This window comes from Dyella ginsengisoli, from assembly GCF_044904665.1.
Taxonomy (GTDB): Bacteria; Pseudomonadota; Gammaproteobacteria; order Xanthomonadales; family Rhodanobacteraceae; genus Dyella_A; species Dyella_A ginsengisoli.
On the sequence record NZ_JADIKM010000001.1, the window covers coordinates 633,877 to 652,002 of the forward strand.

The 18,126-nt window shown below is 68.8% G+C and carries 21 protein-coding genes, 1 tRNA gene and 1 other RNA gene; 11 read left to right on the plus strand and 12 right to left on the minus strand.

The annotated features are described in order from the left end of the window. Position 1 precedes the first annotated feature (1 nt). Positions 2-715, plus strand: a complete 714-nt coding sequence (locus ISP17_RS02855) for an HAD family hydrolase (protein WP_404630007.1) — start codon at positions 2-4, stop codon at positions 713-715. A gap of 62 nt (positions 716-777) precedes the next feature. On the opposite strand, the gene crp is transcribed toward ISP17_RS02855, so the two are convergent. Next, positions 778-1,473 (minus strand): cAMP-activated global transcriptional regulator CRP, encoded by a 696-nt coding sequence (gene crp / locus ISP17_RS02860; RefSeq protein WP_404630008.1) that lies wholly within the window; start codon positions 1,471-1,473, stop codon positions 778-780. A gap of 289 nt (positions 1,474-1,762) precedes the next feature. Here crp and speD point away from each other — a divergent pair, with 289 nt between their 5' ends. After that, positions 1,763-2,548 (plus strand): adenosylmethionine decarboxylase, encoded by a 786-nt coding sequence (gene speD, locus ISP17_RS02865; protein WP_049622792.1) that lies wholly within the window; start codon positions 1,763-1,765, stop codon positions 2,546-2,548. A 54-nt stretch (positions 2,549-2,602) separates the two neighbouring features. Here the strand turns inward: speD and coq7 are convergent, their stop codons facing one another. After that, positions 2,603-3,244 carry a 2-polyprenyl-3-methyl-6-methoxy-1,4-benzoquinone monooxygenase gene (coq7, locus tag ISP17_RS02870; RefSeq protein WP_404630009.1) on the minus strand — a complete coding sequence of 214 codons (642 nt, stop codon included), beginning with the start codon at positions 3,242-3,244 and terminating at the stop codon, positions 2,603-2,605. 262 nt (positions 3,245-3,506) lie between these two features. On the opposite strand from coq7, the gene rplM reads away from it, so the two are divergent. The 3 genes from rplM (at position 3,507) to ISP17_RS02885 (ending at position 4,424) form a co-directional block, all read left to right on the plus strand. After that, positions 3,507-3,935 (plus strand): 50S ribosomal protein L13, encoded by a 429-nt coding sequence (gene rplM / locus ISP17_RS02875; RefSeq protein ID WP_404630010.1) that lies wholly within the window; start codon positions 3,507-3,509, stop codon positions 3,933-3,935. A gap of 9 nt (positions 3,936-3,944) precedes the next feature. After that, entirely contained in the window at positions 3,945-4,337 is a 393-nt protein-coding gene (gene rpsI, locus ISP17_RS02880) for a 30S ribosomal protein S9 (protein ID WP_404630011.1), read from the plus strand. A gap of 12 nt (positions 4,338-4,349) precedes the next feature. After that, positions 4,350-4,424: transfer RNA gene (locus ISP17_RS02885), tRNA-Gln, on the plus strand. A gap of 110 nt (positions 4,425-4,534) precedes the next feature. Here the strand turns inward: ISP17_RS02885 and rpiA are convergent. The 6 genes from rpiA to ISP17_RS02915 all read right to left on the minus strand — a co-directional run bounded on the left by rpiA (position 4,535) and on the right by ISP17_RS02915 (position 7,221). Continuing rightward, positions 4,535-5,170, minus strand: a complete 636-nt coding sequence (gene rpiA / locus ISP17_RS02890) for a ribose-5-phosphate isomerase RpiA (RefSeq protein ID WP_404630012.1) — start codon at positions 5,168-5,170, stop codon at positions 4,535-4,537. A 53-nt stretch (positions 5,171-5,223) separates the two neighbouring features. Beyond that, the gene (locus ISP17_RS02895; protein WP_404630013.1) at positions 5,224-5,721 is read right to left on the minus strand and encodes an EVE domain-containing protein; all 498 of its coding nucleotides are present in this window, start codon (positions 5,719-5,721) and stop codon (positions 5,224-5,226) included. Beyond that, on the minus strand, positions 5,718-6,335 hold the full coding sequence (locus ISP17_RS02900; protein WP_404630014.1) for a 5-formyltetrahydrofolate cyclo-ligase: 618 nt from the start codon (positions 6,333-6,335) through the stop codon (positions 5,718-5,720). The genes ISP17_RS02895 and ISP17_RS02900 overlap by 4 nt, the downstream gene beginning before the upstream one ends. 91 nt (positions 6,336-6,426) lie before the next feature. Continuing rightward, positions 6,427-6,613, minus strand: a non-coding RNA gene (gene ssrS, locus ISP17_RS02905) — 6S RNA. Between the two features lie 67 nt (positions 6,614-6,680). After that, positions 6,681-6,995: a cell division protein ZapA gene (locus ISP17_RS02910; protein ID WP_404630015.1), complete on the minus strand. Its 315-nt coding sequence runs from the start codon at positions 6,993-6,995 to the stop codon at positions 6,681-6,683. 1 nt (position 6,996) lies between these two features. Further along, complete coding sequence (locus ISP17_RS02915) at positions 6,997-7,221, minus strand: TIGR02449 family protein (RefSeq protein WP_404630016.1); 225 nt, start codon at positions 7,219-7,221, stop codon at positions 6,997-6,999. 101 nt (positions 7,222-7,322) lie between these two features. Here ISP17_RS02915 and ISP17_RS02920 point away from each other — a divergent pair, with 101 nt between their 5' ends. Then, positions 7,323-7,886: a UPF0149 family protein gene (locus tag ISP17_RS02920; protein WP_404630017.1), complete on the plus strand. Its 564-nt coding sequence runs from the start codon at positions 7,323-7,325 to the stop codon at positions 7,884-7,886. A 54-nt stretch (positions 7,887-7,940) separates the two neighbouring features. Beyond that, complete coding sequence (locus ISP17_RS02925) at positions 7,941-9,206, plus strand: aminopeptidase P N-terminal domain-containing protein (protein WP_404631399.1); 1,266 nt, start codon at positions 7,941-7,943, stop codon at positions 9,204-9,206. A 10-nt stretch (positions 9,207-9,216) separates the two neighbouring features. Here the strand turns inward: ISP17_RS02925 and ISP17_RS02930 are convergent, their stop codons facing one another. Beyond that, on the minus strand, positions 9,217-9,351 hold the full coding sequence (locus tag ISP17_RS02930; RefSeq protein ID WP_404630018.1) for a hypothetical protein: 135 nt from the start codon (positions 9,349-9,351) through the stop codon (positions 9,217-9,219). Positions 9,352-9,559: 208 nt separating this feature from the next. On the opposite strand from ISP17_RS02930, the gene ISP17_RS02935 reads away from it, so the two are divergent. Continuing rightward, positions 9,560-10,936 (plus strand): cytochrome ubiquinol oxidase subunit I, encoded by a 1,377-nt coding sequence (locus ISP17_RS02935; RefSeq protein ID WP_404631401.1) that lies wholly within the window; start codon positions 9,560-9,562, stop codon positions 10,934-10,936. Positions 10,937-10,939: 3 nt separating this feature from the next. Next, complete coding sequence (gene cydB, locus ISP17_RS02940; RefSeq protein ID WP_404630019.1) at positions 10,940-11,950, plus strand: cytochrome d ubiquinol oxidase subunit II; 1,011 nt, start codon at positions 10,940-10,942, stop codon at positions 11,948-11,950. Between the two features lie 18 nt (positions 11,951-11,968). Here cydB and pepQ read toward each other — a convergent pair whose 3' ends face one another. From pepQ to ISP17_RS02955, 3 genes are all read right to left on the minus strand, one after another. Beyond that, the gene (gene pepQ / locus ISP17_RS02945) at positions 11,969-13,288 is read right to left on the minus strand and encodes a Xaa-Pro dipeptidase (RefSeq protein ID WP_404630020.1); all 1,320 of its coding nucleotides are present in this window, start codon (positions 13,286-13,288) and stop codon (positions 11,969-11,971) included. Positions 13,289-13,449: 161 nt separating this feature from the next. Further along, positions 13,450-13,803 carry a PilZ domain-containing protein gene (locus tag ISP17_RS02950; protein WP_404630021.1) on the minus strand — a complete coding sequence of 118 codons (354 nt, stop codon included), beginning with the start codon at positions 13,801-13,803 and terminating at the stop codon, positions 13,450-13,452. Between the two features lie 7 nt (positions 13,804-13,810). Beyond that, positions 13,811-16,168 carry a DUF1631 family protein gene (locus ISP17_RS02955; RefSeq protein ID WP_404630022.1) on the minus strand — a complete coding sequence of 786 codons (2,358 nt, stop codon included), beginning with the start codon at positions 16,166-16,168 and terminating at the stop codon, positions 13,811-13,813. Between the two features lie 168 nt (positions 16,169-16,336). On the opposite strand from ISP17_RS02955, the gene ISP17_RS02960 reads away from it, so the two are divergent. Both ISP17_RS02960 and ISP17_RS02965 read left to right on the plus strand, forming a co-directional pair. Continuing rightward, complete coding sequence (locus ISP17_RS02960; protein WP_404630023.1) at positions 16,337-17,041, plus strand: PP2C family protein-serine/threonine phosphatase; 705 nt, start codon at positions 16,337-16,339, stop codon at positions 17,039-17,041. Positions 17,042-17,226: 185 nt separating this feature from the next. Beyond that, complete coding sequence (locus tag ISP17_RS02965) at positions 17,227-18,126, plus strand: LysM peptidoglycan-binding domain-containing protein (RefSeq protein WP_404630024.1); 900 nt, start codon at positions 17,227-17,229, stop codon at positions 18,124-18,126.

An 18,126-nucleotide genomic window follows, 5' to 3' on the forward strand; every position in this document is an offset into this window, starting at 1 on the left:
CATGGACGAGGTGGCGATGCCGGCGCCGGAACAGGCGCCGCCGCAGCCGGTCGCATCGGCGCCGGTGGCCGGGCCGCGCACGGTGCTGTTCGATTTCGACGGCGTGATCACCGTGGACGATACCTTCGCCCGCTTCATGCGCGAACGCTACGCAGGCGTGGGCCGCAAGCTGCTCCTGCTGCCGGTAGTGCCGTGGCTGCTGCTGGTGTGGCCGTTCTCCTGGCGGCTGGGCGTGCGCACGCTGGTACATGTGGGGCTGCTGGGCGTCGGCGAGCGGCGCTACCGCGAGCTGGCGCTGGACTTCGCGTCCAGGCTGGTACGCCGTCCACGCCAGTTCCAGCGCGATGCACTGCTTGTGCTGCGCCGCCACCAGGCCGGGGGCGACCGGGTGATCGTGGTCACCGGCTGCGAGCGCACGCTCGCGCGCGGCCTGCTCGACGAACTGGGCCTGCCCGAGATTGAGCTGCTGGCTTCGGAGCTGGTGCCGCGCTGGCCGGGCATGCGCGTGAAGCGGCACAACGTGGGACGGCGCAAGCTGCAGTCGCTGGCCGAGGCGGGGGTAAGCGCCTGGCAGCGCGCCTACGGCGACTCGGTGCTGGACATTCCCATGCTCAAGGCGGCCGCCGAACCGGTGCTGGTGAACGCGTCGCCCAAGCTGTGCAAGCTGGTGGAAAAGGCGCTGGGCCGCAGCATCGAGCGCGTGGCCTGGTACTGAATCGGCACAAACGCAAAGCGGCGCCGAAGCGCCGCTTTCGTTCGCCCCCCCGCTGTTGATGCTCAGCGCGTGCCGAACACCACGATGGTCTTGCCGGACACCTGGATCATGCCCTGCTCCTCCAGCTGCTTGAGCACGCGGCCGACCATCTCGCGCGAGCAGCCGACGATGCGGCTCACTTCCTGTCGCGAGATGCGGATCTGGGTGCCGTCCGGATGGGTCATCGCGTCCGGTTCCTGGCACAGGTCGAGCAGGGTGCGCGAGATGCGGTTGGTGACGTCCATGAAGGCCATGCGGCTGACCTGGCGCGACGTGCGCAGCAGGCGGTTGGTCAGCTGGGCGCCAATGGCGAAGAGGATCTTCGGGCATTCCTCGCGAAGTTGGCCTTCCATCAACTGGAACAGCCGCTCGTAGCTGATCTCGGCCATCTCGCACGGGGTGCGCGTGCGCACCAGCGATTCGCGTTGGGACTGCTCGACGAACAGGCCCATCTCGCCGATGAACTGGCCGCGGCTGATGTAGGCGAGGATCAGCTCGCGCCCTTGCTCGTCCTCGGTGCAAACGGCCAGCGAGCCTTCGACCACGTAATACAGCGTGTTGGCCGGATCGCCCGGACGGATGATCGCGGTCTTGCCGGGATAGCGGCGGCGATGGCACAGCGCCAGGAAGCGCTCCATCGAGGCCGGATCGGGGGCGAATCCCAGCGGAGCCTGGGACCGTTCGAAAGCTTGCTGCAGCTGGTATTTGAGTTGCGCCACGATGTTTTCCGAATGAGGGTGACCCGGGCGGCCGGTCAGGCACGGCCCTGCGTGAGCGTAAGTGTTTTTCCCCTGTAGCGCCGCATTATGGCAAACCCGTCGCCCGGGGCGCAGTTTCAGTTTTCATCCCTTTTACTCCATACTTGGCGGTCTTCCAGCACCGATGACGTGTCGCGCGTCGGTCACAAGGGTCGCGGAAGCTTGTCTTTTCGTGCCGTACCATCCCGCGGGGACCCTTGTCGCTAACCCGCCTCTGCTGCTGGCCGCCGTGCGGCCATGGAGAGTTGCCGTGGTGAAACCACTTCCCCGCCTGCGCCTGCAGGGCTTCAACAACCTGACCAAGGCGTTGAGCTTCAACATCTACGACATCTGCTACGCGGTGTCCGAAGAGCAGCGCCAGCGCTACATCGAATACATCGACGAGCAGTACGACGCCGACCGGCTGACCCAGATCCTCACCGACGTGGCGGAGATCATCGGCGCGAACATCCTCAACATCGCCCGCCAGGACTACGACCCGCAGGGCGCCTCGGTCACCATCCTCATCTCCGAGGAGCCGGTGGTGGAGAAGCTCGGCCGCGACACCATTTCCGGTGCCGTGGTGGCGCACATGGACAAGAGCCACATCACCGTCCACACCTACCCGGAAACGCATCCGCACAACGGCATCGCGACCTTCCGCGCGGACATCGATGTGGCCACCTGTGGCGTGATCTCGCCGTTGAAGGCGCTGAACTACCTGATCGACAGCTTCGAGTCGGACATCGTGATCGCCGACTACCGCGTGCGCGGATTCACCCGCGACGTGAAGGGCAAGAAGCACTTCATCGACCACAAGATCAACTCGGTGCAGGACTACCTGGCGCGCCACATCCGCCAGAAATACGAGATGTTCGACGTCAACGTGTATCAGGAAAACATGTTCCACACGAAGATGCACATCAAGGACTTCGACCTGGACACGTACCTGTTCGAGGCTCACGCCGACGACCTTTCGTTCAAGGAGCGCCAGCGCATCGAGTCGCTGCTGCGACGCGAGATCGAGGAGCTGTTCCACGGCCGCAACCTGATGTAACGAAAAACCCGCCGAGAGGCGGGTTTTTCATGTCGGCCTTGGGGTCGCCTGCGGCTACAGGCGGTAGGCGACCTTCTTCATCACCATTGAGGTCAGCTGCATCAGCGGCGGGATGGGGAAGGGCAGCTCGATGCCGCCGCGCGCCTGGGCCTCGTCCGCGTGGCGAACCTCGTCAACCTGCATCTGCGCCAGCACCGCGCGTGAGCGCTGGTCCTGCTCGGGCAGGGTTTCCAGATGCTCGGCCAGGTGCGCCTCGACCTGCCGCTCGGTCTCGACCACGAAGCCCAGGCTGACCGGATCGCCGGCCAGCGCGGCCGCCGCGCCGATCGCGTAGCTGCCGGCATACCACAGCGGATTGAGCAGGCTGGGCCGACTGTCGAGCTCGCGCAGGCGCTCGGCGCACCAGGCGAGGTGATCGGTTTCCTCGGCGGCGGCGTGCTGCAGATGACGGCGGGTGTCCTCGTTGCGCGCCAGCGCAGCCTGGCCGTCGTACAGCGCCTGCGCGCAGACCTCGCCGGTATGGTTGATGCGCATCAGCCCCGCGGCGTGGCGACGTTCGCGCGCATCCATCTCGGCCTCGTCCAGGTCACTGGCCGGCGAGGGGCGGGCGGCCTGGGGATCGCCGGCCACCGTCTCCAGAGCGCGTTCGAAGCCGGCGATCAGGCGGTCGAGCGGGCTGAGCTGGCGTACGGTCATGGCGGTCTCCGGGGGGAAGGCGTGCTGCGGTCGCTATTGGAAGGCATGCGCGCCCCCGCGCCAAGCCGGCAGCGCGCCGCAGGCGTGGATTTGCCGGTTTCGGGGGGCTTTTCAAGCGGCCCGTCGTCCGTGCTAACATAGCCGGCTCACAGCTCGCCCATCGGTGGGCTTGTGCGATGGATGAAAGCTCCGCTATCATCTCGCACCTTTGTTTGACCCGATTTCCGTCACCGCCCTCACGGCGGCCAACAGGTATTCCGAAATGAAAACGTTCAGCGCCAAGCCGGAAAGCGTCAAGCGCGACTGGTTCGTGATCGACGCCACGGACAAGACGCTCGGTCGTCTGTCCACCGAGATTGCGCGCCGCCTGCGCGGCAAGCACAAGCCGGAATTCACCCCGCACGTCGACACCGGCGATTACATCGTTGTCGTCAACGCGCAGAAGGTGGCCGTCACCGGTGCCAAGCTGGACGACAAGAAGTACCACCGTTTCACGGGCTACGTCGGCAACCTCAAGACCACCAACCTGCGTGATCTGCTGGCGAGCCACCCCGAGCGCGTGATCGAGATCGCCGTGAAGGGCATGCTGCCGAAGAACCCGCTGGGCCGCGCGATGTACCGCAAGCTCAAGGTCTACGGCGGTGCCGAACATCCGCACACCGCCCAGCAGCCGCAGGCGCTGGAACTCTAAGGAAACCTCATGGCGATTCAGCAGAATTACGGCACCGGCCGCCGCAAGACCTCCGCCGCCCGCGTGTTCCTGCGCAAGGGCAGCGGCGCGATCGAAGTGAACGGCAAGACCCTCGAGCAGTTCTTTGGTCGCGAGACCTCGCGCATGATCGTGCGCCAGCCGCTCGAACTGACCCAGAGCTCCGACAAGTTCGACATCAAGGTCACCGTCGCCGGCGGTGGCATCACCGGTCAGGCCGGTGCGATCCGTCTGGGCATCGCCCGTGCGCTGATCGAGTATGACGAAACGCTGAAGCAGCCGCTGCGCAAGGCCGGTTTCGTGACCCGCGACGCCCGCGAGGTCGAGCGCAAGAAGATCGGTCTGCACAAGGCGCGTCGCGCCACGCAGTTCTCGAAGCGCTAAACTTTGTTTCATAGCCCCGTCGCCAAGCGGTAAGGCACCTGACTCTGACTCAGGCATTCGGAGGTTCGAATCCTTCCGGGGCTGCCAAACAAGACGCCGGTCGGCTCAAGTGACCGGAACAAAAAACCCGCCTCACGGCGGGTTTTTTGTTGCCTGTGTCTGGCGGCGGTGGCCGCCATCCACGATGCGGCGATGGATCAGATCTGGCGGTCGCCCACCAGCACGATGTCGGCCGGGCGGCGGGCGAACAGGCCCACGCTGACGATGCCCGGGAGCTGGTTCAGATCCTGCTCCAGCGCCACCGGATCGGTGATCTGCCAGCCGTGCACGTCGATGATCCAGTTGCCGTTGTCGGTGACGACGCCGTCGCGCCACACCGGATGACCACCGCGACGGGCGATCTCGCGACCGATCAGGCTGCGCGCCATCGGGATCACCTCGATCGGCAGCGGGAACTTGCCGAGCACGTCGACCTGCTTGCTCGAATCGATGATGCAGACGAACTTCTCGCTGGCCTCGGCGATGATCTTCTCGCGCGTCAGCGCGGCGCCGCCGCCCTTGATCAGACGCTTGTGCGGATCGCATTCGTCGGCGCCGTCCACATACAGCGTCAGCTGGCCGGTGCTGTTGAGGTCGAGCACCTCGATGCCGTGCTTCTTCAGCTGGGCGGTCGACTGCTCCGAGCTCGACACGGCGCCGCGGATGCGCTCGCGCAGATCGGCCAGCGCGTCGATGAAGTAGGCCACCGTCGAGCCGGTGCCGACGCCCACGATGGCGCCGTCCTCGACAAAGCGGATGGCGGCTTCGCCGGCGAGTTTCTTTTCGTTGCTCATGGGCAGGGATTCCGGAACTTGGGAGGAAAATCGTGCCGCCGGGCCGGCCGGCGTCATTCGAGGTCGAGGATGGTCTTCCACTCGGCAGCGGTCACCGGCATCACCGACAGGCGATTGCCCTTGCGCACGAGGGCCATCTCGGCCAGCGACGGCAGCGCCTGCAGTTCCTTCAGCGTGATGGTGCGCTTGAGTTTGCGCACGAACGCCACGTCGACCAGCACCCAGCGCGGATTGACGCGGCTGGCGCCCGGGTCGAAGTAGTCGCTCTTCGGGTCGAACTGGCTCGGATCGGGGTAGGCCTCCGAGGCTACCTCGGCCAGGCCCACGATGCCCGGCTCGGCGCAGTTGGAGTGGTAGAAGAACACGCCGTCGCCAACCCGCATGCCGTCGCGCATGAAGTTGCGCGCCTGGTAATTGCGCACGCCATCCCACGGTTCGCTGCCGCGGGCCTGCAGGTCATCGATGGAGAACGTGTCCGGCTCGGACTTCATCAGCCAATGCTTGATGCGGGCGGCCTTGATGGGTGCGGGCTTGCTGCGGGCGGCGCTCATGCGGGCGTCTCATGGTTGCGTTCGGCGTGACAGTCGATCAGTTCGCGGTCGGTGGCGACGAAGTCCAGCGGCACGTCCCAGCGCGCGGGTTCGATCGCGTCGACCTCCTGGAAATCGTAGGCAATACCGACCAGCAATGGTTCGGTGGGGCGCGCCTGCTCGTTGAGAAAGGCGAAGCTGCGGTCGTAGTAGCCGCCGCCGTACCCTAGCCGCTGGCCGCGGCGATCAAACGCCAGCAGCGGTACCAGCACCAGGTCGAGCTGGAACGGCGCCAGCGGCGTGGTCACACGCACCGGTTCGGGGATGCCGTGGCGATTGGGTTCCACCGCATCGCCGGCGTTCCACGGCGCGAAGCGCAGCTGGCGCTCGGCACCGAGCAGCGGCAGCAGAAATTGCTGGCCGCGCGCGAGCAGGGGTGGAATCACCAGGTTCAGCGCCAGCTCGCCGTTCACCGCCCAGTAGCCGGCCACGCGCGTATCGGTGTGATATTCGGGCAACTGCTCCAGACTATGGCGCAGGCCCTGGGCGGCGGCGATGCGCTGCTGCGGGGTGAGCGCCTTGCGGCGCTCGGTGAGGCGCTGGCGAAGCTCGCGTCGCTGGGCGATGGCATCCACGGTCGCGCGTCTCCCGGTGGGGCGCGCCGACCGGCGCCGCCGACAACACGCCGGCCGGCGCCTGGGCGCCGGCCGGTGCGGAAAAGAGGTGGCGTCAACCGCGATGCCGCTGCCCACCAAACGACCTTGATCCACGAGGATCAGGTGGGAGGGTTGTCCAGGCTTCGAGGCTTTCCGCACGCGGCGGACATGCACAACAGCCTGAATGCAACCGACCCGGGGCCGTATTTAGGAACAAGGCAAATGTAAGAGTGTGCTGGCGCACACCGCAGAAAACGCCGTCTCGGATTTTATCAGCAACGCCATCGCCGTGCCCGCGCCGCGGCGCTTTGCGGCAGGCGCAGTTCAGGCCCGCGGCGCGGCCGGCTCCAGCGCAGCTTCCAGCTTGCGGCGCAGCGCGGCCAGGCCATCGGTCACGCTCTGGTCGGCGCCGGAGTGCTGCTTGCGCAAGGCAAGGAATTCGTGGGTGACGCTGATCGCCGCCAGCACGGCGAGGCGGTCGAAGCCCGGCGTCTTGGCGTTGGCGCGCAGCTCGCGCATCTTGCGGTCGAGATAGCTGGCCGCTTCCAGCAGCCCCTCACGCTCTTCCGGCGCGCAGGCGATCAGGAACTCGCGGTCGATCAGCCGCAACGCGACCGGTTCGCTGGCAGGGGTGCTCATATCAGCTGTTGCTCTCGAGGGCCTTGAGGCGCTGGATCATCGCTTCCACCCGGCCGCGCGCCTGCTCGTTGCGCGCCATCAGGCCGGCGCGCTCGTTGGCGAGCTGCTCCTGGCTGTGGCGCAGGCTGCGGTTTTCCTCGGACAGGCGACGCACGGTGTCGATCAGCTGATCGACCTGGCGGTTTAGTGCGGCGAGTTCCTGCTGGAGATCGGGCGGCGTGCTCATGGGCCGAAACTATATCAGCAGGCCGGCGCAAAACTGCGGCGCAGGACGCCTCGCGGCGAGCGAGGCGGTAGACTGCCGCCCTGCCTTCGAAGGAGCCCGCCATGACGGCCCCCGCCCGCGTCGAATACGACGATCTGGACGACCTCACCCATCGCCTGAAACTGGGCACCACGCCCAGCGAACTGCACGGCTCGCTCAGCGGCTTCCTGGCCGGCGGCGGGCGCGTTGGCCGCCAGCCGCTGCTGGCGGTGCTGCACCTGGACGGCGAAGCGCCGAACCCCACCGTCGCCGACGCCGCCCTGCTGGAACGCCTGTCGCGCCAGGCCGCCGACCAGCTCGCCGACCCGGATCTGGGGTTCGAGCCGATGCTGCCCGAGGACGACCGCCCGCTGGCCGAACGCGCCGAGGCGACGGTGGAATGGTGCCGCGGTTTCCTCGGCGGCTTCGGGCTGGCCGGCTCGGAATCGCACGCGCGCTTGTCCGAGGAGGCGCAGGAAGTGCTGCGTGACCTGGGCACCATCGCCTCCTCCCACCTAGACTTCGGCAGCGAAGACGAGGACGAGGACGCGCTGATCGAGGTGCACGAGTTCGTGCGGGTGGGCGCGATGCTGCTGCACGCCGAGTGCGCGAGCGATCCGGCCGCCGGCAACGACACCCTGCACTGACGTGCGTCGCCCTTGATCACGCCGGCCGAATTCGCCCGCCGCCGCCGCCAGCTGATGCACCTGGCGGGCGAAGACGCCGTGGTGCTGGTCGCCGCCGCGCCCGAGCGCATGCGCAACGCGGACGCCGCCTGGCCGTACCGGCAGGATTCCGACTTCCACTACCTGTGCGGCTTTCCGGAGCCTGACGCGGTTCTGGCGCTGCTGCCAGGGCGCAAGCACGGTGAGGCGGTGCTGTTCTGCCGCGAGCACGACGACGAGCACGCGCGCTGGCACGGCGCGTCCGTCGGCACCGAGCAGGCGGTGGCCGCGTTCGGCATGGACGACGCGTTCCCGATCGACGACATCGACGACATCCTGCCCGGCATGATCGAGGGCCGCGCCCGCGTGTACTGCCACTTCGGCAGCGAGCCGCAGTTCGACGCGCAGTTGCTCGGCTGGATGCGGCGCTTGCGCCAGCTGCGCGGTGGTGGCGTGGTGCCGAAGGAATTCGTGGCGCTGGGGCATCTGCTGCACGACCTGCGCCTGTTCAAGTCGCCGGCCGAACTCAAGCTCATGCGTGCCGCCGCGGCAGTGGCCGCCGAGGCGCACCTGGCGGCGATGCAGGTGGCGCGCCCGGGGCGCCACGAGTACGAGGTGGAGGCCGAGTTGCTGCGCGCGATGCGGCTGCGCGGCGCGGTGGCGGCGTTCCCGCCCATCGTGGCCGGTGGCGCCAACGCCTGCACCATGCACTACACCGCCAACCGCGCGCGGCTCGCGGAGGGCGAGCTGCTGCTGATCGACGCGGGCGCGGAGGTCGACTGCTACGCGTCCGACATCAGCCGCAGCTTTCCGGTGAGCGGACGCTACTCGCGCGAGCAGCGCGCGCTGTACGACATCGTGCTCACCGCCCAGCTGGCCGCGATCGACGAGGTGCGCCCGGGGAACCCGTTCAGCGCCGCGCACACGGCGGCAGTGCAGGTGATCGCCGAAGGGCTGTGCGCGCTCGGCCTGCTCAAGGGCGACGCGGAGACGGCGGTGGCCACCGGCAGCTACCGACACTTCTTTCCCGCCAAGACCGGCCACTGGCTCGGCCTGGACGTGCACGACGTGGGCGACTACCGCATCGAGGGCGAGCCGCGCGTGCTGGAACCGGGCATGGTGGTGACGGTGGAGCCGGGCATCTACGTGCCACCGGACGATCGCAGCGTGCCCGAGCGCTGGCGCGGCATCGGCATCCGCATCGAGGACGACGTGGCGGTGACCCGTCGCGGCCACGAGGTGCTTACCGCGGCGGTGCCCAAGGAGCCCGAGGCCATCGAGGCGCTGCTGGCTTCGCGCTGAGCGCCGCGCCTCAGCGGTGCGTGCCGAACACCACCCACCACAGCAGCGCAGCGGCGACCGCCTTGGCCAGCAGCACGGGCAGCAACTCGAGCAGCAGGCGGCCCAGCGTGCGCGATCGCCCGACGCCATCCAGCCACTCGCTCATGCGCGAGTGCTGCGTGCTTCGTGGGGGCTGGTGCGCGCTCATCGGGCCTCCACGTCAAGGATCCGAAACTATGCCATTCCCGCCGCTGCCGCGGATGCACCGGATCAACGCGGTCGATGGCCGCACGGCGTTTCGTCGCGTGCGGCGTGGGCTTCCATGCGCGAGCGTATAGTCCGCCGCAGAACGACCTCATGAGGTGTCGATCATGTTGACGGCTGAATTCCTGTCCCGGCTGCAGTTTGCCTTTGTCATTTCCTTCCACATCCTGTTCCCGGCCTTCTCGATCGGGCTGGCGTCGTGGCTGGCTTTCCTGGAAGGCGTGTGGCTGGTCAAACGCACCGACCTGTGGCGCGATCTGTATTTCTTCTGGCTGAAGATCTTCGCCGTGGCGTTCGGCATGGGCGTGGTCTCCGGCATCGTGATGAGCTTTCAGTTCGGCACCAACTGGTCGGGCTTCTCGGTGGTGGCCGGCAACGTGGTCGGCCCGCTGCTCAACTACGAGGTACTCACCGCGTTCTTCCTGGAAGCCACCTTCCTCGGCGTGATGCTGTTCGGCTGGCGCAAAGTGAGCGACCGCACGCACTTCATCGCCACCTGCATGGTGGCGATCGGCACGCTGATCTCCACCTTCTGGATCATGTCCGCCAACAGCTGGATGCAGACGCCGGCCGGCTTCGTGATCAGGGACGGCGTGTTCTTTCCGGACGACTGGATGAAGGTGATCTTCAATCCGTCCTTCCCGGTGCGCCTGCCGCACATGGTGATGGGCGCGTTCATCTCCACTGCGATGGTGATCGGCGGCGTGTCCGCGTGGTACCTGCTCAAGGGCCGCTTCGCCGACAAGTCGCGCGCCACGCTCAAGCTGGCGCTGGCGTTCCTGGCGATCGTGATCCCGCTGCAGATCGTGATCGGCGACATGTCGGGCCTCGAGGTGCGCGAAAACCAGCCGGCGAAGCTGGCGGCGATCGAGGCACGCTGGGAAACCCGCAGCGACGTGCCGCTGACCCTGTTCGCCTGGCCCGATGAAAAGGCCGAGACGAACCACTATGCGGTCGACGTGCCGAGGCTGGGCAGCGTCATCCTCACCCACAGCCTGCACGGTGAAGTGAAGGGCCTGAAGGACTTTCCCGCCGACCAGCGCCCGCCGGTGAAGATCCCGTTCTTCTCCTTCCGCATCATGGTCGGCCTGGGCTTCGCGATGCTGGGATTGGCGCTGATCGGCCTGTGGCGCTGGCGCCGCGGCACGCTGGAAAAGCCGTGGTACCTGCGCGCATGGGTGGCGATGATCCCGTCCGGCTTCATCGCCGTGCTCACCGGTTGGTGGGTGGCGGAGGTGGGTCGCCAGCCGTGGGTGGTGTACGGCATCACGCGCACCGCCGAGGCGGCGACGCCGCTGCCGGTGAGCAGCGTGGTCGCCTCGCTGATCACCTTCGTGGCGGTGTATCTGGGCATCTTCGGCGCGGGCCTGTATTACTTGGTGAAGCTGTTCCGCACCGGTCCGGTGGCCGCGCCGGTGAAGGATGCGGCCGCGCACCAGACGCCGGCGCGTCCGCTGTCCGTGCCGCAAGAAACGATCGAGGGCTGAGCGATGGACATGGCAACCGTGCTACCCGTGGTGTGGTACTTCATCATCGGCTTCGGCGTGATGATGTACGTACTCCTGGATGGCTTCGTGCTCGGCCTGGGCATCCTCGCGCCGTTTGCCGACGACGAGCACCAGCGCGACCACATGATGAATACCGCCGCGCCGATCTGGGACGGCAACGAGACCTGGCTGGTGCTCGGCGGTGCAGGTCTGCTGGCCGCGTTTCCCAAGGCCTACGCGCTGGTGCTGTCGACGCTGTACCTGCCGATCCTGCTGATGCTGATCGCGCTGATCTTCCGCGGCGTGGCGTTCGAGTTCCGCTTCAAGGCACACACCTCGCGCTGGCTTTGGGGCTTGGCCTTCCACGTGGGCTCGCTGCTGGCGGCGTTCGCGCAGGGGGTGATCCTGGGCGTGCTGGTCGACGGCATCGTGCCGCTGGCGCCGGGGCAGACGCACGGCGCGTTCGCGTGGTTCAGCCCGTTCGCGATCGTGACCGGCGTGGCGGTGGTGTGCGGCTATGCGCTGCTCGGCGCGACCTGGCTGATCCTCAAGACCGAGGGGCGGCTGCAGCGCATCGCGTTCGCGCTCACCCGGCCGCTGATGGTGGCGGTGATCGTGTTCATGCTGATCGTCAGTGCCTCGCTGCCGACGCTGCACTCGGCGCTGATGCAGCGCTGGTTCACCGGCAACAACTTCCTCTACCTCTCGCCGGTGCCGCTGCTCACCGCGTTCGTGGCGGTGATGCTGTGGCGCTCGGTGACCAAGCAGCGCGAGATGCAGCCGTTCGTGTTTGCGCTGTGCTTCTTCCTGCTGGGCTTCATCGGCCTGGTGGTGGGCATCTGGCCGAACATCGTGCCGCCGGCGCTGAGCATCTGGGAGGCCGCCTCGCCGCCCAGCTCGCAGGGCTTCGTGCTGGTGGGGGCGGCGTTCCTGATCCCCGCCGTGCTGGCCTACACGGTGTATTCGTACCGGGTGTTCCGCGGCAAGGTGGCGGGCGACGCGGGCTACCACTGACCCGCGTCGCGGGCGGCGTCAGCCGAGCTGGGCGAAGGCGTCGCGGGTGAGGTTTTCCGGCTCGCCGGCGGTGCACACCACGTCGTCCTCGATGCGGATGCCGCCGTAGGGCTTGAGCGCGTCCACCCTGGCCCAGTCCACGTCCTTCGCGGCAGGCGTCTGGCGCACTTCGTCCAGCAGCATGTCGATGAAGTACAGGCCCGGTTCGATGGTCACCACCATCCCCGGCTCCAGCGTGCGCGTCATGCGCAGGAACGGGTGGCCGTCCGGACGGGCGATGGTCTCGCCGCGGTCGTTCTTCGCGAAGCCCGCCACGTCGTGCACCTGCAGACCGATCGAATGGCCCAGGCCGTGTGGGAAGAACGCGCGCGTCACGCCGCTCGCCACTGCGCTTTCCGGGTTCATGCGGATCAGCCCGTGGGCGAGCAGCACCTCGGCCAGCTGGTGGTGCGCCTGCACGTGCAGCTGGGCGTAGTCGACACCGGCCTTCACGCTGGCGGCCTGCCGGCGCTGCACGGCGTCCATCGCGTCGATCAGCGCCTGGAACTCCGCATGGCCGTCGGCGGCGTAGGTGCGGGTGATGTCGCTGGCGTAGCCGCTGGCGCTGGCGCCAGCGTCGATCAGCAGCGAGCGCAACGGCTTGGACGGGGTGCGGGTGAAGTCCATGTAGTGCAGCACGGCGCCATGCTCATTGAGCGCCACGATGCTGGAGTAGGGCAGCTCGGCGTCGGTCTGGCCGGCCGCGGCGAGGTAGGCCTGGTGGATGCCCAGCTCGCTCTCGCCGGCGCGGAACGCGCGCTCGGCGGCGCGGTGCGCGCGGGTGCCGATGCGGCTGGCCTCGCGCATCAGCTCCAGCTCGTAAGGCGTCTTGTAGGCGCGGTAGTAGTGCAGGTAGTCGAGCACCGCCTTGGGATTGTTCGCCTGCAGCCCGTCCATCGGCGGGCAGGCCTCGGCGATCACCGCGGCGTTGCCCTTGGGCAGTTGCGCGATCGCCTCCTCGGCGGTGCGCGCGATGACGATGTCGAAGTGCTCCACCCAGTAGCCGGCCGGCGCTTCGGGCACCACGTGCCAGTAGTCGCGCGGCTGCAGGAACACCAGCTTCGGCTTCGCGCCCGGCGTGTAGGCGATCCAGCTGCCCGGTGCGCGGGTCAGCGGCAGCCAGTGCTTGAACGGCGGATTGACCGCATACGGGTAGTGGTTGTCGTCGAGGAACTTGGTGCCGGGCTGGCCGGCGGCGATCAGCAGGTGATCGAAGCCGCCGCGCGCCAGCGCCCGATCGGCGCGTTCGAGCAGCGTCGCAAGGTGCTGGGCGTAGAGCGGGGCAAGGCGATCGTTCATGCGGGGATCCTCCCGGCGGGGCGTGCCCGGGGTGGCGGCAAGCGGAGCCGCGGCGCGGGCAACGCCGGAGTGGAGCGCATCGACGAAGCGGTGCGCGGGGAATCATGCATGATCGCAAACCTTCGCCGGCGGATGCCACCCGGCGCGCGGCGACCGGCCACTCAGGTCGGCAGGGCGAGCCAGCGGTCGATCACCGCGGCGTCTTCCTTGGCGATGGCGATGATGCGGAAGCCTGCCCAGATCTGTCCCATCGACGCGGCCCGCTCGTGCCACTGCGCCTGCACGCCCACCTCGATGTGCTGCGGCTGCGGACCCAGGCCGTGCAGCGGCAGCTGCAGCTGGTAGATGGCTTCCTCGCGTGGCGGCTGCTGGCAGATCAGCAGCATGCCGCCCGCGGAGAGGTTGCCGAGAAAACCCATCGGCTTGCCGCTGATCACGTCAGTGACCACGGCGGTGAAGTTGACGCGCTTGCGCTGCGCGCGGCGCTGTTCGCTGGAGGCGGGGCTGGTGTTCATGGCGTCCTCAGATTCCTGCCCGGCCCGGCGTCGGTCGCGACGGGCCCGGCCGCAGCAGGTTGCCGGTCAGGCTGCGCCAAGCGCGATCGAGCAGCGATTCCTTCACTTCGGTCAGCTCGCGCGCGCGACCTTTCACCATCTCGTGCGCCAGCTGCGGCAGGGTCATGTCCTCGGCGCGCACGCCGCGACGGTTGACGAACAGGGTCTGGCCGGACACCGGCGAGAACCAGGCGAGCTTGCGCTGGCTGAGCTTGCCGGTGCGCGGATCGGTGAACTCGAACCAGCGGCCGAACGGCATCAGGCGCAGTCGCTCCTGCAGCTCCACTTCGCGCGGATCGAGTTTCGGCTGGCTGCGCGGCGGCGGCGCGATCGACGGACGTGCGGGGCCCGGCCGCGCCGTGGTGTCGGTGGCCCTGGCGCCCGCTTCGCTCACCGCGGCCGGCGCAGGTTCGGCGGCGGTCTGCTGGTGTTCGCCCAGGCGTTGGTGCTGCTTGAGGCGCATCGCCAGGTCGGTGGTGCTGAGCGCCTCGCCGCCGGACGTCGGCACCGCGCTCTCGCCCGGGTTGGCCAGGCGCTGCGCGACCTGCGCGGCCTCCTCGTGATGCATGCCGATCTGCTGCAGGCCGGTTTCCACCTCGGCCTGCAGGTGGGCGCGATCGGTGACCGGCTTGCGACCGAGCAACTGGTCGGTGATCAGCAACTGGCCGGTGAACGCCTCGCTGTCCTCGCCGTGGCGCAGGATGGTCAGGGCCAGCACGTCCGACCAGGCGCGGTCGAGCAGCGCGCGCAGCAGGCCGCGCGGCGGATTCTGCGCAAAGCGCTCGCCGATCAGCGCGCTGGCGCGCTGGCGCGCCTGGTCCAGGCGCTCGCGGCCCTGCATCGCCTCGATATGCCGGCGCTCAGCGGTCTGCGCCTTGCGCGAGAGCAGCGCGAGATGCTGCTGGATGTCGGCCAGCAGCGCGGTGTACAGGCCGGCGCTGGGCGGCTCGCGGCTGGCGCGCTCCACCAGTTGCTCCAGCTTCGCGCGCAGGCTGCGATCGGCCTCGCTGCCGGAATCGTCCAGCCACTCGTGCGCCACTTCGGTCACGGTGCCGAGCAGCTGGCGCGCTGGGTGCTCCTTCTGCTCGAAGAAATTACGGTCGGTGACCGCCATGCGCAGCACCGGCAGCTGCAGTCCGCCGAGCAGGGCGTGGGTTTCCTCGCCCTGCTGCAGCTGGCGCGAGAGCTGGTCGAACAGCATCGCCACCAGCTCGACGGTGTCGCCCTGCTCGGCGCTCAAGCCGGTACGTGGAGCGCCGGCCGGCTTGCCGTGGTTGAGCTGGGCGAGCAGTTCCTCGCGCAGCAGTTGCGCGCTGCGCAGTTCGCGGGTGGCCTTGTCGGTCACCTGGGTGAGGTGTTGCTGCAGGGCGGAGAGCGCGGTCTGCAGTTCTTCGGTCGTGGCGACTTCGGCCGCCTCGCCGCCGATGGTGGTCTGTCCGCTGCGCCGACGCGCGAGCAGTTCGCGCAGGCTGTCGAGCACCGCGATCGGTTCGTTCGCCTGCGCAGTGCCGCCGCCGGTGCCGGCCGCTTCCGTCGCCACCGCGTTGGCTGGCGACGATGCCGCGCCGGATGCGGCGCTGCCCGGTGCGCCGCCGCGCACGACCTGCGTGCTCTGGCGCAGCAGCGGATACGGGCGCAACTGGGGCAGGATGCCCTCGTGCTGCAGGGCGTCGTTGAGCGCGCCGAAGAATTTCGGCAGGTCCGGCAGCAGGGCGTGTTCGAGGCACTTGATCAGCATCAGGTCGTGCTCGACCGGCAGTTCCACCGCGCCGGCGGCATGACGCAGCGCCTTGGCCACCGCCAGCGGACCCATCGGCAGCTCGCCGCCCTCCAGAGGCGGGGCTGCCACCAGTACGGCCAGCCGATAGCCGAGCTCGAAGATCGCCGCGCCGCCGCGCGACTCGCCGCGGGCCGCGAGCTTGTCCAGCGCCACGGTCATCTCGTGTTCGTCGGTGTCGACCAGGCTGAGCGGCTGATCCAGCGGCTCGGCCGGCGGGGGTGTCGGCGGTGTTCCCAACTGGTCGAAGTGCAGGTTCAGCTGCTCGAAGAAGCGTTGCTCCAGCGTGGCGCGCTCGCGCATCAGGCGCTGGCGCACATTGAAGTGGCGCTGCTGGTTGAACGGGTCGTGGGCAGTTTCCGACAGCGAGAAAAGCTGGCGCTCCAGCTCGTCCAGGCACACCCGCAGGGGGCGCGCCAGCCAGTCGGTACTCAACGCCTGACAATGCTCGATCAGCCGGCGCGCGCGTCCGGACCACTGGTCGCGCGCACTTCCGCCGCCGCCGCTGCGCGCGGGCAGACGGCCTCGACCCTGCGGTTCTGCTTCCATGGATGACCCTAGTGAACTCCCCCGGAGCGACGAGTCTATGCCGGAAGCCGGGGGCTCGCCATGGTCGTTTGGTCGAGTCGGTCGCGGTTGCATGCGCGGTGCTGGCTACACTGGCCGCGCGGCGTCCGGGACACACCCCGGGCGCCGATGAGCGGAGGACGTCGCGGAATGGAACAGGGGATCGACATGGCACCCGTCGATGCGGCCGGCCCGTCGTGGCTGGGTGCCGGGCGGGCGTGCGGCGGGCGGCCGAGCCAGCAGGACGACCTGGTGTGCCTGGCCGACGAGGCAACGCAATCGCGCCTGCTGGTGCTGGCCGACGGCATGGGCGGCGACGGTGCCGGCGAGCTGGCCTCGGCCGGCGTGATCGCCGTGGCCCAGCGACTGTGGCGCGAAGGACGCTGGCGCGAGCTGCCCGGCGCGCTGTTTCTCGAACAGCTCTGCCAGGACGCCCATCTTGAACTGCGCCGCCGCGGCGAGGGCCTGGTGGATGCCGCACCGCATGCCACCGTGGTGGCGCTGCTGCTCAAGCGCCGCACGGCGTACTGGGCGCACGTGGGCGACAGCCGCCTGTACCGTTTCACCCGCGACCGGCTGCTTGGCTGCACCGAGGATCACAGCGCGGTGCAGGTGCGCGTGCGCCGCGGCGAACTGACGGCGGACGAGGCCGGGCGCGCCGCCGACCAGCACCAGTTGCTGCGCGGCCTGGGCGGTCCCATGCAGCCGCGCGTCGATCACGGCTGCGCGCCGGGCAGGCGTTCGCGCTGTGCAGCGACGGCGTCTGGGAGCAGCTGTCCACGCAGGAGCTGGCCGCCTTCGCCGCGCGACGCGATCTGCACGCTGCGGTGGGCGAGGCGCTGGCGCTGGTGCTGACCCGCGGCGGCGATGCCGGCGACAATGCCGCCCTGATCCTGGTTCGGCCGGAGCGCGTACGGCATGCATGGTTGGCGCGTCCTCTCAGCTGGTGGTCTGCGCTGCGCAGCGCCGGCCGTCGTACTCATCCCGTCTGACCGCAGCGTCGGATACGCAAGGTTGCCCGCATGATCACGATGTCCCGAATGTTCCCTCGTCTCCTGAAATCCGCGGCCGGTCTGTCGGTGATGGCGGTTCTCCTGATGCTCGGCGGATGCGCCCAGTTCGACCGCCTGCGCCATCGCGGCGACCACGCCACGTCAGCGCCTGCGGCCCCTGCGCCCGCACCGGCACCAGCGGCACCCGCCGAGCCGGCGCCGCCGGTGCGGCCGCTTGGCTCGATCATCAACGACGACCTGCAGCACGGCCGCTATGCCGAAGGCGAGGCCTCGCTGCGCGCCTACCTCGTCGAGCATCCGAAGGATCGCCTGGCGCAGTCGATGCTGCGCCAGCTCACCGCCGATCCGCAGCGCACGCTGGGGCCGGCTGGCTCCAGCCACGTGGTGCAGGCCGGTGAGTCGTACAGCACGCTGGCCCAGCGCTATCTGGGCGATGCGCATTTGTTCCTGATCCTGGCGCGCTACAACGGCTCGACCCAGCCCGCTCTGCTGCGCGCGGGGCAAAAGTTGCGGCTGCCGGCCTCCCGGCGCGCGGCAGGCGACGAGCCCACCGCATCCGCGGGCACTGACGCGGCGGCGCCGGCCGCTCGGGCGCTGATCGAGTCGCCGGCGGCGCGCTCGCAGCGCCTGCAGCGCGAGAGTCTCGAACTGCTCGATGCCGGACGCGATACCGAGGCGTTGGCCCGACTGGATGCGGCGCTGGCCGAGGACCCGGCACTGGCTTCGGATCGCGGCAGCGCCGCTGGCTTGCGCCAGCGCGTCGTGGCGCGCTGCCACCAGCGCGCCATCGTGCTCTATCGCGACCAGAAACTGGAACCGGCGATCGCGCTGTGGGATCGCGTGCTGGCGGTGGACCCCTCGTACGAGCCGGCGCTGGCCTATCGCGCGCGGGCGCAGGAGCTGCAGCGTCGCCTCAAGCAGCTTTGA